The 16,069-nt window shown below is 42.5% G+C and carries 12 protein-coding genes; 8 read left to right on the top strand and 4 right to left on the bottom strand.

Annotation, left to right across the window (positions count from 1 at the left end; all coding sequences use genetic code 11):
• Positions 1 to 63 precede the first annotated feature (63 nt).
• Positions 64 to 813 (bottom strand): biotin--[acetyl-CoA-carboxylase] ligase, encoded by a 750-nt coding sequence (locus LBYS_RS08710; protein ID WP_013408507.1) that lies wholly within the window; start codon positions 811 to 813, stop codon positions 64 to 66.
• A gap of 69 nt (positions 814 to 882) precedes the next feature.
• Between LBYS_RS08710 and rsfS the strand changes: the two genes are divergently transcribed.
• Together rsfS and ftsH are read left to right on the top strand one after the other, a co-directional pair.
• Positions 883 to 1,275 carry a ribosome silencing factor gene (rsfS, locus tag LBYS_RS08715; RefSeq protein WP_013408508.1) on the top strand — a complete coding sequence of 131 codons (393 nt, stop codon included), beginning with the start codon at positions 883 to 885 and terminating at the stop codon, positions 1,273 to 1,275.
• 15 nt (positions 1,276 to 1,290) lie between these two features.
• Positions 1,291 to 3,267 carry an ATP-dependent zinc metalloprotease FtsH gene (gene ftsH / locus LBYS_RS08720; protein ID WP_013408509.1) on the top strand — a complete coding sequence of 659 codons (1,977 nt, stop codon included), beginning with the start codon at positions 1,291 to 1,293 and terminating at the stop codon, positions 3,265 to 3,267.
• A gap of 26 nt (positions 3,268 to 3,293) precedes the next feature.
• Here the strand turns inward: ftsH and LBYS_RS08725 are convergent, their stop codons facing one another.
• From LBYS_RS08725 to mutS, 3 genes are all read right to left on the bottom strand, one after another.
• Positions 3,294 to 4,982 (bottom strand): alpha-L-rhamnosidase-related protein, encoded by a 1,689-nt coding sequence (locus LBYS_RS08725; protein ID WP_013408510.1) that lies wholly within the window; start codon positions 4,980 to 4,982, stop codon positions 3,294 to 3,296.
• Positions 4,979 to 7,513, bottom strand: coding sequence for an alpha-L-rhamnosidase (locus LBYS_RS08730; RefSeq protein ID WP_013408511.1), 2,535 nt, complete (start codon positions 7,511 to 7,513; stop codon positions 4,979 to 4,981). The genes LBYS_RS08725 and LBYS_RS08730 overlap by 4 nt, the downstream gene beginning before the upstream one ends.
• Before the next feature lie 189 nt (positions 7,514 to 7,702).
• Positions 7,703 to 10,297 carry a DNA mismatch repair protein MutS gene (gene mutS / locus LBYS_RS08735; protein WP_013408512.1) on the bottom strand — a complete coding sequence of 865 codons (2,595 nt, stop codon included), beginning with the start codon at positions 10,295 to 10,297 and terminating at the stop codon, positions 7,703 to 7,705.
• 87 nt (positions 10,298 to 10,384) lie between these two features.
• Here mutS and mce point away from each other — a divergent pair, with 87 nt between their 5' ends.
• The 6 genes from mce to LBYS_RS08765 are packed head-to-tail and all read left to right on the top strand — an operon-like array spanning position 10,385 to position 16,044.
• Complete coding sequence (gene mce / locus LBYS_RS08740) at positions 10,385 to 10,783, top strand: methylmalonyl-CoA epimerase (RefSeq protein ID WP_013408513.1); 399 nt, start codon at positions 10,385 to 10,387, stop codon at positions 10,781 to 10,783.
• Positions 10,765 to 11,907, top strand: coding sequence for a glycosyltransferase WbsX family protein (locus LBYS_RS08745; protein WP_013408514.1), 1,143 nt, complete (start codon positions 10,765 to 10,767; stop codon positions 11,905 to 11,907). The genes mce and LBYS_RS08745 overlap by 19 nt, the downstream gene beginning before the upstream one ends.
• Positions 11,900 to 12,736 carry a glycosyltransferase family 2 protein gene (locus LBYS_RS08750; RefSeq protein WP_013408515.1) on the top strand — a complete coding sequence of 279 codons (837 nt, stop codon included), beginning with the start codon at positions 11,900 to 11,902 and terminating at the stop codon, positions 12,734 to 12,736. The genes LBYS_RS08745 and LBYS_RS08750 overlap by 8 nt, the downstream gene beginning before the upstream one ends.
• Positions 12,733 to 13,731, top strand: coding sequence for a glycosyltransferase (locus LBYS_RS18275; protein WP_013408516.1), 999 nt, complete (start codon positions 12,733 to 12,735; stop codon positions 13,729 to 13,731). Before LBYS_RS08750 ends, LBYS_RS18275 begins: the two co-directional genes overlap by 4 nt.
• Positions 13,731 to 14,774, top strand: a complete 1,044-nt coding sequence (locus LBYS_RS08760; protein WP_013408517.1) for a thiolase family protein — start codon at positions 13,731 to 13,733, stop codon at positions 14,772 to 14,774. Before LBYS_RS18275 ends, LBYS_RS08760 begins: the two co-directional genes overlap by 1 nt.
• Positions 14,764 to 16,044 (top strand): AMP-binding protein, encoded by a 1,281-nt coding sequence (locus tag LBYS_RS08765; RefSeq protein ID WP_013408518.1) that lies wholly within the window; start codon positions 14,764 to 14,766, stop codon positions 16,042 to 16,044. Before LBYS_RS08760 ends, LBYS_RS08765 begins: the two co-directional genes overlap by 11 nt.
• Positions 16,045 to 16,069: the final 25 nt, after the last annotated feature.

Below are 16,069 nucleotides of genomic sequence, written 5' to 3' on the forward strand. Positions count from 1 at the left end.
CTTTTCGTATTTCACGTTTTGTATGGTTTTGCTCAAAAATAAGAAAGCCAGTGATTAAGCCATTCAAAAACAGAAGCTTATTTCCTTAATATCAAATTTTTTCTTGGAATGATCCGATGTTATCAATAATTCTCCCCTTTCTCCAATACCAGTTATAACCCCTTGGAAGGTAACACCTTCACTTAGAAAGCTGCGCTCTTTCTGGTAGCCTAACAAAACACTATAGTATTCCTGCTTCAGGTCATATCCTTTCTTAAGGAGCAAGACATGCTTTTCTAAACCCTCACAAAGGGCGCAAATGACTTCATCTCTTGAATAATTATAGCCTGCCAAAGCAAGAGATACTGCTCTTTCAGGAAGATGATCCCGTTGATTAACATTAAGACCTATACCAATGATGGAGGATTTTAGCTTACCCTCCCTGATACTGCTTTCTATCAGAATACCACCTAATTTCTTATCCTGCCAATAAATGTCATTTGGCCATTTTATACTTAAATCCTGAACGCCTAAACTGTTCAGTCCGGAATATACCCCTAAGGCAGTCGCAATACTTAAATCAAACTGTTTATTTACAGAAAGATAGGATGTATTCAACACCACTGACATCATCACATTTTGCCCGGGTTCTGCCAGCCAAACCGTGCCCCTTTGCCCCCTACCCGCACTTTGAAAATCCGTATAGACTAAAAGTCCGTCATAATTGTCATCTCGTTCTGTATATTGGGAGGCAATATCATTAGTGGAATGACAATTTGGCAGAAAAACCTGATTTTGTCCAACAAATAAAGTTTTGGGATGAAGTTTGAGCAAAATAAATTAATTTAGCGTTATGAGTAATAGGAGTACTATACTCACAAAATTAACAATTAAGATTTTTGAATGAAGAAAAAAATTTCTAGTGAAGCCTTATGTGATCTAATAATAAATGGCATACAGGAAAAGAAAGGGTTTGATATCGTTAAACTGGACTTAAGAAAAATATCAGGAGCCATCACAGACTTCTTTATCATCTGCTCTGGAGGATCTGACACCCAAATTGGCGCTATAGCAGAATCTGTGGATGAAGAAGTTTTTAAACATGCTCAAGAACTTCCATGGCATAAGGAAGGTTTTACAAACAGAGAGTGGATTTTGTTAGACTACGTGAATGTAGTGGTACATATCTTCCGTAAAGATCGTCGAGAATTTTATGATTTAGAAAGCCTTTGGGGGGATGCTGATTTCTCTTATTACGGAGATACAATGGTACCTTCAAAAACACCTGTGCAATAATTAAATTTAATAATTATGTCTGATCAAAATAGCCAACCGAACCCTCCGCGCAAGAAGATCAACCCTACGCCTCCCGGTGGTATGCAGGGATGGATGGTAGCCACCTTGATCTTGGCCATTATGGGTTTGTTGTTTTTCAACTCTAAAAGTGCTTTACCTACTGTACCCTACAAGACCTTTGAAGACATGGTGAAAAACCAGGAAGTGGAGAGCTTGTCTATAGTTAAGGGTAAAAAACTTGTTGAAATTTCTTTGAACCAAAAAGGATTATCCAATCCAGCGTATAAGAATAATTTAGGAAACGCTAAATTCACTAAAGGACCTCATTTAGAGATGAATATTGTCTCTGATGACTCCTTCATGAATAGCTTTGATAACCTAAAGAAGGAAAGTGACCTACCTGAAGATTACAAAAGTAACCTTTATCCGAATTCTGTGGAAAGAAGTGATTACATGCAGATCTTCATGTCCCTTTTCCCATGGTTATTCCTGTTCGGTTTGATGTACTTCTTAATGAGCAGGATGTCAGGAGGTGGGCCGGGAGGAGCCATTTTCAACATTGGAAAATCAAAAGCTGCCCTCTTTGATGCGGATAACCGCGTGAAGGTCACCTTTGCAGATGTAGCAGGTTTAGATGAAGCAAAAGAAGAATTAACGGAGATCGTTGAATTCTTAAAGAAGCCAACCAAATACACGGAACTTGGGGGTAAAATACCTAAAGGAGCCCTACTTGTAGGCCCTCCGGGTACAGGTAAAACCTTGATGGCAAAAGCAGTGGCAGGTGAAGCTTCCGTTCCTTTCTTCTCTCTATCCGGTTCTGACTTCGTAGAAATGTTCGTAGGGGTAGGTGCTGCAAGGGTTAGAGACTTGTTCAAACAAGCCAAAGAGAAAGCTCCTTGTATCATCTTTATTGATGAGATTGATGCCGTAGGTAGAAGTAGAGGTAAAGGTGCCATGCCTGGTGGTAATGACGAAAGAGAGAACACGCTGAACTCCTTACTAGTAGAAATGGATGGTTTCGGCTCTGATACCGGTATCATCATTCTGGCCGCAACTAACCGTCCGGATGTATTGGATGCTGCCCTCCTAAGACCGGGTAGATTTGACCGTCAAATCTCTGTTGATGTACCGGATATCAACGGTAGAGAAGCGATCTTCAAAGTGCATTTAAAACCTATCAAGGCTTCTTCTGAAGTAGATGCAAAAAAACTTGCTGCACAAACTCCAGGATTTGCCGGTGCGGAAATTGCTAACGTATGTAATGAAGCTGCCCTTCTTGCTGCCCGTAGAGGTAAAAAAGAAGTGGAAATGAAGGATTTCCAGGATGCAATAGACCGCGAGATCGGAGGTCTGGAGAAGAGAAACAAACTGATTTCTCCAGAAGAGAAAGAGATAGTAGCCTTCCACGAAGCCGGCCACGCCATAACCGGATGGTTCCTAGAACATGCTAACCCACTGGTTAAAGTGAGCATAGTACCTAGAGGTGTAGCAGCTTTAGGTTATGCCCAATACTTACCAAAAGAACAATACCTGTACCGTACAGAACAATTGTTCGATGAGATGTGCATGGCCCTTGGTGGCAGAGCCGCAGAGGAAGTAGTTTTCGGTAAGATCTCTACAGGTGCCCTGAGCGACTTGGAAAAGATCACGAAGATGGCCTACAGCATGGTTACCATCTACGGTATGAACGATAAATTAGGACATATCTCCTATTACGATTCAAAAGGACAAAGCGAATATTCTTTCTCTAAACCCTATTCAGAAAGCACTGCGAAACTGATAGATGAGGAAGTGAAAAAACTCATAGATCATGCCTATGAGACCACGAAAGCCCTCTTGATAGAAAAACGTCAGGAACTGGATGCTTTAGCTAAGGCCCTACTGGATAGAGAAATCATTTACCAGCATGACTTGGTAGAAATCATTGGAGAAAGACCTTTCGATAAACCTACCGTTTATCAAGAGTTTTTAGATAAGAAAGAAGAAGCATAAGCCATCGAAAGATGGCTTTCTTTTTTTTATTTCACGATTAATCCTGCCGGCGCCTCATAGGTAGTTTTCACCTTCCCGTCCCTCCCCTTTTCATGTCGGATTTTAAGAATCCCCTTTGAAGTAGGATAAGTACCTTCCGCATAAGACAAATGCCCCAATTCAGGCTTAATCTCCACCGTATCTTTATCTATAACATTTACGCCTAATACATACTTACTCAAAAAGGCGGTAGGCCCAGATGCCCATCCGTGACTTAAACTATGTCTATAGCCCACGTAGCAATAATCTCCAAAATCACCGTGTATGTCCTTTTTACCGGGAACAGGCATCTCATCAATACGCGTACTACCTTCTGTCCACTTCAAATCAAAATCTTCCCAAAAACTTGTAGCACCCATGTTTATCATTCCGCCCCAGTATTCCTTTATGATCTTCAAAGCCTCAGGCACTCGCTCCCCTTTGGCCATAGCTTCTAACATATAATAACCGTAAAAGGTAGAGAAACCATCCGCACCACCCTTCTCAATGATATTTCGTGATGCATTTTTGGCATCCAAGCTTCCTGCTAAAGCTAACAATGCCGTAGCCTGTTTATTTTCTGTGAATTCAGGCTTTGCCCTTAGCATCTTATTTCTGAGGTTTTGACACTCCTTTTCTAATTCTACATCCTCTAGGACCTTACATAATTCCGCACCCGCTTCCAGTGTCCATATCATCATTGCCTGCAATCCCACGTCCACTGCCCTTTTATTATTACTGGTGGGCCAGTCTAAGAATCTGTTTCCATCTAATTTCTCTCTACCATCTGCATCAACTTTATTCATCAAATGTTTTAATAGGGACTTCAGGTAATCCTCCTGCTCCTTCAAATAGGTTAAATCCCCATACTGTCTGAACCAATCTCTTTGAATAATCAGCCACCACATGGAATAGGTACTGATCCCGTTCATCCATTCCGGCAATGGAGTAGTTTTTCTTGCTAAATCCAAACTCTTTTTCACCACCTCTAAGTCCCCAAATACAGCCATCACCGTAGAAACTTCCGGGTGAAGATCACCCACCCATACTAATCTATCTCTCTTGATCCCATCCCAAAGATAGTCTTGCAGATTCAAGTGTACTGTGTAAGCGCCCGTCTGCCATATTTGATTTAACATGCTATCACTGCTATGAAAAGAGCCTAGGTAGGGCAAGTCCCTCATGACCACTGCGGCATTCACCTCCCTCAGGTACAAGTCCTGATTCTCATCCAGCATATCTATCCGTACAAACCTAAAACCTGTGTCCCCTATACGTATTTTGCCCAGCCAGGGGACACTCACCTCCATGTCCCTCATAGCATGATCATTTGTAGCACTTGAACCGTGATCACTCATAGCTTCCCCCACAGATTCCCCAAATCTCACCCGCAGTTTTATGGGCTTGTTTCCCGGATACATCCCCGTGACTATTTCCAGCCCTCCATGAACTTCCTGTCCAAAATCAAGGAGAAATCCCGGCAAGGTGCCCTTTTTGCTCTTCAGTTTCACTACCCCTTCATTGCTCAACACAGCTTGTCCACTATTCTGACTAAGCAATTGACTCAATCCTTCTATGCCTTGATCACTCTGCCATACTATGCGCTTAGCATTTCTGTAGGTAGTGATGGTTTCATCCCTTCTAACTTGCGCATGAGCTGCCCAACTAATAAGAAGCAATAATATTATCTTCCTCATGGTTCCACCTTAAAAGTATGTCTCCCCGCTTTCAACTTAAGTACCTTTGATCCGCCAACAAATTCCTTTGGAACATGTAATTCCGCCTCTACGCCGTCCGGTATCTCCAAGGTATAATTCCTTCCTTCCCATCCTGAAACAATCTTTCCCAACGGACTTTCTAATTCTACAGAAAAACGCTCCAGCTCTCTGGGAATAAACGGCTTAACTAATATCTTCTGAAATCCTGCAGATTCAGGTCGAATTCCTCCTAACGCCTTATAGTACCAGGCACCTATCTCTCCAAACATGATGTGATTCATGGAGATGTCAGATTTCGCATCTATAGGCCAGTTCTCAAATAAGGTAGTGGCCCCATTCATGATCCACCATCCCCAGGAAGGATATGTCTTTCTGCTAGCCAAGGCATATGCTACCTCACCATGTCCCCCATCACTCAAGGCTTGAAGTATAGCTTTGGTACCTAATAATCCTACATCCAACCCATCAGATTTTACTCTTATAGCCAAGTTATCCGCCACTTGCTGCTTGTACTCTTTTGGCACTAAACCCCAATACAGAGGAACCGCCAATTCTGTTTGCAGCCCAGAACCATAAATAGCCTTTTCAGGGATAAAATACTTCTGGTTGAAAGTATTTTTAATATAATCTGCCTTATCCGCGTAGAACTTTTCATCTTCTTTATTACCTAAAACTCCGGCCATCTTAGACAAGATCAGTACATCTGTATAGTAATAAGCTGTAGACGTGAGTTCTACAGGAGATCTTGATTTAACAGGAATCCAATCGCCAAGCCCCCAATCCGTCAAACCGCTTGGATAGTTCTCCAGCAAATACCCTACATACCTTTTCAATGCATCATAGTTCTCTTCTAAAGGTCTTTTATCTCCATAATACATATACAAATTCCAAGGGATAATGGCTATAGTACTGGTCCAGTCGGGACCATTCCCCCACTCGTATCCCCAGCCCCCTGTAGGAATAATGGAAGGCAGAACCCCGTTGGCTTGTTGCTCATCTCTATGATCAGCCAACCACTTCTCATACACCGTGATCCCATCAAAATTAAACAGGCCTGTCTCACTAGCTATATGAGCATCTCCTGTCCATCCGTTTTTTTCTCTCTGAGGACAATCCGTAGGATATCCTACAAAATTGCTTAAGTAAGAAGCATTAGTAGCCTGCCAAATCTTGTTTAGAAGCTCATCTGAAGAATTGACTTTCCCTTTAACCGGCACATCCGAGTGCACAAAGTAGGCTTTAATATCCAGGATCTTTATAGGTTCTTTGCATTGGATCTCCACATACTGGAAACCCTTATAATTGAACTTCGGACAGAAATACTCTTCACCTTTCCCGGATAGGATGAAAATATCCGTTTGGAAAGGATCTGTATCATCTGTGGGTCTGTAATGCGCATCTATATTTGAAATGTCAGTTCTTCCATTCTCATAAAGCCTTTCCGCGTGCCGCAATCTCACCTCCGTACCTTCTGCTCCCTTAACTTTGATTCCAGTAACTCCTGAGATATTCCTACCAAAATCCACTACTCTTATACTATCATTCAGTTGGATTATTCTCACTGGCTTTATCTCTAAAGTTTTCCGAATGGGCCTAACACTTTGAGAAACGATTTTACCCGCGGGTGCACTTCTGGGAATAGCATTCTTCCAATCTTTATCGTCAAAATCCGCAGAATCCCACCCGGATATTTCTAGCCTAGCATCATAATGTTCCGCCGTGTAAATGCTATTGAAAATGGTAGGAGAAAGCGCCGTTTTCCAGTTTCGTCCTGAACTGACACGCTCTTCTGTCCCATCGGTATATTGGATATATAAGTCCAAACAGAAAGTAGGCCTGTTCCTCCAGGGAGCCTTATCAAAGTACCAAACGGCCGTAGATTGATGATTATACCATCCGTTCCCCAATAATACTCCAATGGCATTTTCTCCCCTTTGCAAGGCTGAAGTAACGTCATGTGTCACATACAGCACCCTTCTATCAAAACGAGTATACAAGGGATCCAAAAAATGATCTCCTATCCTCTGTCCGTTTAGACTTAATTCGTACAGACCGCCAACAGCTATATAGGCTCTCGCTTGCTTTATAGGCTTCTTAACCGTGAATTTATGCCGGAAATAAGGCGCTGGTTTAAGATCTATATCTCTGCTGTCTGAAATCCAGTGGCCCTTCCATTCCTTCATAATCCCAGTCTCAAATTGTGCCGCAGAAGACACTGCCGTTAATCCTTCTTTGGTCCATACCTGCACCTTCCAGTAATACTTTGTCCTGGGTTTTAGTTGGGGGCCATCATACGCAAAAAGGGGAAATCCCTCCTGCTTCTTCCCGGAAGTGTAACTCCATTTAAGCGAATCTGTACTAACCCAAATTTGAAAATGAGTTTGTTCCCCTCCTTTTACTTTCCAGGTAAACCTAGGAGCTTCCACATCAATACCCAATGGGCTATCCAGGTGTTCTGTACGTAAATCTTGAAGAAAAAGACTAGAGATAAAGAAGAGAAAACGGAACATAAGGTTGAATTTTGTTCCGTAAGTATACTAAATTTCACAAATCCTTAATGTATATTTCTTTTATAAACCCATGAATTTCAGGATTTTTGAAACAAAAACAAGAAAATGGAAGAAATCCTATTACATCCCGAAGACTTTGACTTCCCCGATTACGAGGAAGTAGAGTATGAAAGGCTAGACGATAAATAGTTAGCCTTTCACCAAATTTTGTAAATCATTTAATTTCAATAGCGCCTCAATAGGTGACATGGCGTTCAAATCCATGGCTTTGATCTTCTCTTTCAAAGTCTCTGCCACAGGATCTACCGGATCGAAAAAGTTTAACTGGAAGTTATTCTTAGGCGCCTCACTGATCTTGGCCTTATTCTTCTCTTTGGCTTCGCTCTTTTCAAGCTCTTGCAAGATCTCATTAGCTCGTAAAACTACACTCTGTGGCATTCCGGCTAATTGAGCCACATGTATACCAAAACTGTGTTCGCTACCCCCTTCTTTTAACTTCCTTAAGAATACCACCTTGCCATTCATCTCCTTTACGGCAACATTGAAGTTCTTGATTCTCGGGAAATCATTGCTCAAATTATTCAACTCGTGATAATGCGTAGCAAAGAGTGTTCTTGGTCTTTGTTTTTTATGATTATGCAGATATTCTGCAATACTCCAAGCTATACTTACCCCATCATAGGTACTGGTACCTCTACCTATCTCATCCATAATCACCAAGCTCCTATCACCAAGATTATTCAAGATGGAAGCCGTTTCCGTCATCTCCACCATGAAGGTAGATTCCCCTCTGGATAGGTTATCATTCGCCCCTACTCTGGTAAATATCTTATCCACTATACCCACCTCAGCACTAGCAGCAGGCACAAAAGAGCCAATCTGCGCCATCAATACAATCAAGGCCGTCTGACGTAGCAAAGCACTTTTACCTGCCATGTTAGGACCGGTGATAATGATGATTTGTTGTTCCTCATCATCCAAGTAAAGATCATTTGGTACATAACTTTCGCCGGTAGGTAATTGTTGCTCAATCACCGGATGTCTACCGCCCTTGATATCCAAGCGTTTCTCCTCCGTTATTACAGGCCTTGCATAACCATTCTTCAATGCTACTCGTGCAAATGAGAGCAAGGCATCCAGATTAGAAATTACCCTTGCATTCTCCTGAATAACATTAACATACTCCGCGGCAGTGAGTACGAGTTCATTGAAGATTCTGAACTCTATCTCATTGATCTTGCTCTCTGCCGTTAAGATCTGCTCCTCATACACTTTCAGCTCCTCAGTGATATAACGTTCCGCATTCACCAAGGTTTGTTTTCGAATCCATTCTTGAGGCACCTTATCTTTATGGGCATTTGACACTTCCAAATAGTACCCAAACACCTTGTTATAAGCAATCTTCAAAGAAGGTATACCCGTACGCTCTGATTCCCGGTTTTGGATATCAACCAAATAATCCTTGCCTGAAAAAGCTATCTTATGGAGCTCATCCAAAGGGGCATCCACCCCCGTCTTGATCATTCCTCCCTGATTCATTTGCGTAGGAGCATCATCACGGAGTTCTCTCTCAATCTTTTCTACAAGGAATTTGCAGTCATTCAATTGACCGGTTAGCTTTTCCATGGAAGGATGCCCTACCAGCAACTCTTTCAATGGTTCAATCTGTGCCAAAGCCTTTTTAAGCTGAACCATTTCCCGTGGATTAATCCTGCGTACGGCCACTTTAGATACCAAACGTTCCAGATCACCTATAGGCTTCAGCACTTGTATCAAGTTTTGCAAGACTTGATCGTCCCCTGCAAAATATTGTACGGTATTCAGCCTCTCTTCGATTTGAGCTTTGTTTTTCAATGGCAAGACTAACCATTTTCTCAGCAAACGAGCCCCCATAGGCGTGACCGTCTGGTCTAGAATATCTATCAATGGAACCCCTCCTTCGTGAGGAGAAAATAACAATTCCAGATTTCGAATAGTAAAACGATCTAACCAAACGTACTGCTCCTGATCCAGGCGGGTAAGTCGGTTGATATGATCCACCTCCCTATGCTCCGTATCCTTCAAATACTGGAGTATAACACCTGCTGCGGTCACCCCTTCCTGCAGATTCTCCACCCCAAATCCCTTCAGATTATTGGTTTTGAAATGCTGGATCAATTGGTCGTAAGCAAAATCATAGGTAAATACCCAATCCTCAAAGGTGTAAGTATTATACTTCTCTCCAAAAACCTGTTCAAAACGCTTCTTGTGTTTCTTACAATAGAGAATTTCAGCAGGACTAAATCCTTGAATCAATTTATCTACATAAGCCAAACTGCCTTGGGTAGTGAAGAATTCCCCAGTGCTTATGTCTAAAAAGGCCACTCCTATTAGATCTTCACTTGCAAAATGCAAAGAAGCTAGATAGTTATTTTGCCTCACATCTAAGACATTGTCGTTAAAGGAGACCCCAGGCGTCACCAGTTCTGTAACCCCTCTTTTAACTATCCCTTTAACCGTCTTAGGATCTTCTAACTGATCACAAATGGCTACCCTCTGTCCGGCTCTCACCAGCTTTGGCAAATAGGTATCCAAAGAATGGTGAGGAAATCCTGCCAACTCATCATTGGAGCCCCCGTTATTTCTACGAGTCAAAACTATCCCTAAGATCTTAGATGCTTTTATTGCATCTTCTCCAAAGGTCTCATAAAAATCCCCTACCCGAAATAAGAGCATAGCTCCCGGATATTTTGCCTTTATCTGATTATATTGTTTGTTTAGAGGTGTCTCCTTGGTTTGGGCCATCTGCTGTCTATTGATTCAGGTCAAAATTAGCTATTTTTACTCGGATTTTGTTTATTTGTCTACACATGGAGAAAAAAAATCGATCCTATGAAATTTGAACATTTGGGCATAGCAGTAGCTAACTTGGAAGAGGCTAACGCCATATTTTCCAAGATCTTTGCCAGCTCTCCCTATAAAACGGAGACCGTAGAATCAGAAGGTGTTACTACCTCCTTTTTTCATACAGGTAATGGCAAAATGGAGCTCCTGGAAGCCACTAGAGAGGATAGCCCCATTGCAAAATTCATAGCGAAAAAAGGCCCGGGAATTCATCATGTGGCCTTTGAAGTGGAAGACATCAGAGCAGAAATGCAACGTTTGAAACAAGAAGGATTCCATCTCCTCAATGAAGAGCCAAAGAGAGGAGCAGATAATAAATGGGTATGCTTTTTACATCCAAAAGACACTCAATCCGTACTAATAGAACTTTGTCAGGAAATCCTTTGATCTTTTCTGCTAAATTTGCACCTCAAATTCGAGCTGAAAGAGTGCAGAACAATAAAAAAATAAGAGCTTTAGCCGTGGTACTTCCCCAGTTCCACCCCTTCCCGGAAAACGATGAATGGTGGGGCAAAGGTTTTACAGAATGGACCAATACGGTGAAAGCCCGACCTAGATATAAAGGACATTACCAACCGCAGTTGCCTGCCGACTTAGGCTTCTACGACATGCGCCTGCTCCAAACCCTCTGTGATCAGGCTAATTTGGCTAAAGAATACGGTCTTTACGGATTTTGCTATTACCATTATTGGTTCAATGGCAAAATGCTGATGGAAAGACCCCTGCAAGAAATATTAAAGTCGGACAGACCAGATTTCCCCTTCATGCTAGCCTGGGCCAATGAAAACTGGTCTAGACGCTGGGACGGAAAAGACAAAGAAGTCCTTATTGAACAAAAATACTCTTTAGAAGACCACAGACAGCACGCCACTTACCTGTGCCAAAAGGTCTTTTCAGATCCTAGATATATCAAAATAGGAGGAAAACCTTTCTTCCTATTTTACAATACACATATCATCCCGGACTTGCCGGAAGCGGTGAAGATCTGGAGGGAGGTTGCCCGTGAAAACGGATTTGATGACCTCTACCTCGGCGGTATCATCACCTCCTCAGAATTTGAAGTAAACGCCCAGGAAGTAGGTTTGGATCTGGTGATTGATTGGCAGCCCGACTGGTCCCACCTCAAGATCATTCCCGGATTGATCCAAAGGATAAAGAACAAGTTAGGTTGGGGACAAACCTATAGAAAAATAGATTATGCTGAGGTAGTGCAGAGGATGAAGTCAAAACCCAGCTTTACTCAGAAGCATTTTAAGGCCCTGGTTCCCGGTTGGGACAATAGCGCCAGAAGGAAAAATGATGCCTTCATAATGCATGATGCCACCCCGGAACTCTATGAAGATTGGTTAGACCATACCTGTAAAACCACTACCATTTACAGCGAAGAAGAGAACTTCCTCTTTATAAATGCCTGGAACGAATGGGCAGAAGGAAACCACCTGGAGCCGGATAAAAAATGGGGACGTGCCTTCCTGGAGACCACAAAGAAAATCTTATCGAAGTATGCCTAAGGTTTCTGTCATCGTCCCAAATTATAATCATGCACCTTACTTAGAGCAGAGGCTTGCGTCCATTCTGAATCAGACATTCACTGACTTTGAACTGATCTTTTTGGACGATAGCTCTCAGGACAACAGCGTGTCTGTGGCGGAAACCTTTCGCCATGATCCCAGATTTGTTCACCTGGAAGTGAATGAGCGCAACTCCGGTTCTACGTTTATACAGTGGGAGAAAGGAATAAGTCTAGCAAAGGGCGAATACTTATGGCTGGCCGAAAGTGATGATACAGCAGAACCCGGTTTTCTAGCGGCTATGGTTAAGGCTTTGGATCAAAACAAAGACTACGATGTAGCCTACACTTCCTCCATTTGGATAGACGACAAAGACCAAGAAATCCACCGTCCTCCCCATGAGAAGGGCGATGCATATTTACTAGGTAAGTATTTAGTCCAAAAGGAATTTCTACAAGGGCCAGTAATCTACAACGCCAGTTCCGCAGTATTTAGAAAACCGAATCATATAGACTTCAACTTACTAAAGACTTTTAAATATACGGGCGACTGGCTATTCTGGGTCATGATGGCCGGTCCTTCAGGAATCATACGCTTGGATTTGCGTCATAATAGATTCCGAAGACACGAAAATAATGTTTCTTTCCGTTCAGAACGGGAAGGATTACTCTTTTCAGAGGGGTTTCGAGTGATGGATTATATATATAGCCATTACCCCGTATCCTGGTGGAATAAGAGAATCAATGCCCTAAGGTGGGCCAAAAGAATTGGAGATTTCCGTGAGGGCATTCCTGCGGAAGTTCGTTTTTATAATCGTTTTTTGAAGTGAAAGGAATATCAGTCATAATAGCATGTTATAATAGCTCCAGGGTACTGGCAGATACACTAAGACACCTTCAAGTACAGAAAGGCTGCGAAGGGATAGCTTGGGAGGTTATAGTAGTAGACAATGCCTCCACAGATCACACTGCCGAAATCGCAGAAAAGGTTTGGGAAGAAAACCCTATTGTTCCCTTAAGAGTAATATTAGAGACAAAACAGGGCGAAGCTCATGCACGTAGAGCAGGCATACTGGCTGCAAAATACGATATACTAAGTGTAGTGGATGATGATAACCGAGTAGCAGACAATTGGATTGCCACCTTACACAAATACTACCAAAATCCGGAGATAGGACTGATAGGCTGCGCCGGAGAAGGTGCATTTGAAACCCCACCACCGGCATGGTTCAAGAAAAACGAGCACGCATTTGCTATAGGTAAACTCTATGAGGGACAGTTCACAGACATCACTGAACATGCACTGGTACCTGGTGCCGGACTGAGCGTCAGGAAGAAAGTTTACGATCACCTGTATACTCAAGGCTGGAAACCCTTCTTAGAGGGAAGAGTGGGGAATAAACAGACTGCCGGCGCCGACAGCGAAATGTGCCTGATAACTAGAAGATTAGGATATAAGATCTACTATTCCAATGAGCTGCACTTCAGACACTTTACCACAGCAGATCGTATCACCTGGGAGCGTCTGAGAAACATGACCTATGGATTCGGGGCAGCAGATGTTTTTATTTTAGTGTACCAAATTCACTGGCTAGAAAGCACGGGAAGGACCTCAATGATGACCCGACTAAGAAAACTTTGGTGGTTCAATTTATTGGGCAAAAAGATCAATTATTTCACAAAGAAGAATAAGATCAAAGACCCGCAGGAAAGGGAGCTGTTTGAGATTCGTAATAAAGCCTTTTGCGAGACTATCGTGAAGGAAAGGATTAAATTCCAGGAAGCCTTTGCCTACCTAGAAGATATAAAACCTATAAAACCCTGATGGTTTATATTCATCAAGCCATAAGAGTACCTAACGGTAAAGTGGGAGGAATTTACAAAAGGACTCCCCCGGAAAACCTAATGGCCCACTTGATGAAGAAACTCCCAGAGTTACCGGAAGAGATTATTCTAAGTACTTCAGTGGGTACAGGGGGAAACATGGCCAGGTTTGCTTCTTTAACAGCTGGCTATCCTTTAGAAATCCCTGCAAGCACCATAGATGCTCAGTGTATAGGAGGTTTGAAAAGCATAGAAATGGGATTTGCCTTGATCGCATCCGGGCTCAGGAAATCTGTCTTAGTGGGAGGCATGGAAAGCGTCAGCTTAGCTCCCATCAGAATCTATACCCAAAATGACCCTAGATACACCGGAAAACCCTATTCTCAAGCTGTATTCAGTCCTAATGGAGAGCTTAGTCTTCTTCCGGCAGCAGAAAGATGTGCAAAGGACATAGATAAAGAAAGCATGTGGAGATGGTTCAAAAGATCACATCTCCTGGCATCTCAATCTAAAGAGGTTCTTGCACCCTACCTGTGTGCTTTAGAGCCTAAACATACGGATTTGTCTTTCCGACCAGATATTCAGCTCGAGGCCTACAGTACTGCAGAAAAAATAGACCGCACCACCACGGCTCCTCCTGCTGACGGAGCTGCAGTTTTATACTTATCTTCGGATCCCCAAGGAGCTTTGGCACGTATACATACTGTAAAAACCATAGGTACAGACCCGGCATTTGCCCCCTTGGGAATAAGGAATGTCATTTCATCCTTGAACACAGATTTGGATAGAATAGACTTGTTTGAAATCTCTGAATCCTTTGCGTTTATTCCTGAAATATTCTGCAATGACACAGGCATTGCTGAATCCAAGGTCAACGTTCTCGGAGGAACTTTAGCCTACGGGCATCCTTTTGGTGCGAGCGGTACCATCCAAGTGGTGCATTTACTGGCCGCTTTAAAAAGCAGAAACAAAAGTTGGGGTTTAACGGTTATACCGGGAGCAGGTGGATTAGCCTCCGCCTTAATTTTGGAAAATGTTATTTGACAGGTGGAAAAATATTGATCCAGATAAACTGGCCCTGAAATTTCCGGGTAAAAGTTATTCCTATGGAGAACTATATGCAGAAATACGGAAGCGATCCTCAGGATTAAAGCGAGGTGCTTATTTACTTTGCCATCATTCTGAATCAGAAAACCTGATAAATTTTCTGGCTGTTCTGCATAAGGGTGGGAAAGCCGTCTTCGCAGGAAAACACAGTAATGAAGACCTAAAAAGAGAGTATGCGCATGTCCACCAATTAATTCCTTTAGATTTTGTACCAAAGGGGGAGTATGACTTAGAAGAACCCTATTCCCCACAAAAATCTGATCTATTCCTGGGAGTTCTCAGCTCAGGAAGTACTGGCCAACCAAAGCTCATTTGGAAGGATTATCAGGCTTGGTTTTCTGCATTTCCTGCCCAGTCAGAAGTATTCCAAATCCAAGCAGACGACACACTCTTGTGTTTGGATGCTATGGCGTATTCGGCCAACTTAAACGCGGTCATTCACGGTTTATGGCTAGGCGCAAGCATCTATCTAACTCCTCTTCAAAATGCGAGTAAATGGGCTGAGCTGTTAAAGGAAGTAAGTGCCATCTTCATGGTGCCTTCGCATTACCGCCTATTACCCAATAGAGGAGCATATACGCATATCCGCTCTGTAGTGAGTGCCGGAGAGAAATTAGAAGTTAAACTGGCAGAACAGCTGCTTCGAAATTTCCCCAATGCCTGTATCACGGAATATTACGGAGCCGCTGAGTTAGGACATATCTCCTATATCCAGAATGAGGAAATCATTAATCTGCCCACCTCAGTGGGTAAACCCTTCCCTGGAGTAAAAATCTCTATCAAAGAGGAAAAAATTTGGGTAGATAGTCCCTACGTTTCTCCTGATTACCGACATCAACCTACGGTATCCGACTTAGGATTTATAGATCCAAACGGCTACCTCTGCTTATTGGGTAGAGAAGGTCGAATGTTTAACCGTAGAGGTTTAAACATCTTTGCAGAGGAGATCGAGCAAGTCACTTTACTCCACCCAAAGATCAGAGAAGCCGCCTTAGTTTCGCCCCTACCTGACCTTCTGGTTCTATATGTGGTGCCTACTGAACCAATAAGCCACCATGAATTAAGAAACTATCTCCTCAGTAAACTGAGTTCTGATAAGCTACCTAACCGTATACAATTCTTCCATGAGCTTCCCAGATCCAGCTCAGGAAAAGTAGATTTCAAAGTATTAGCTAAAAAACCTATAGAAGAAGATAGTAGCAAATAATTAATTAAATATTTTGCTAATTATA

The organism is Leadbetterella byssophila DSM 17132, from assembly GCF_000166395.1.
GTDB lineage: Bacteria > Bacteroidota > Bacteroidia > Cytophagales > Spirosomataceae > Leadbetterella > Leadbetterella byssophila.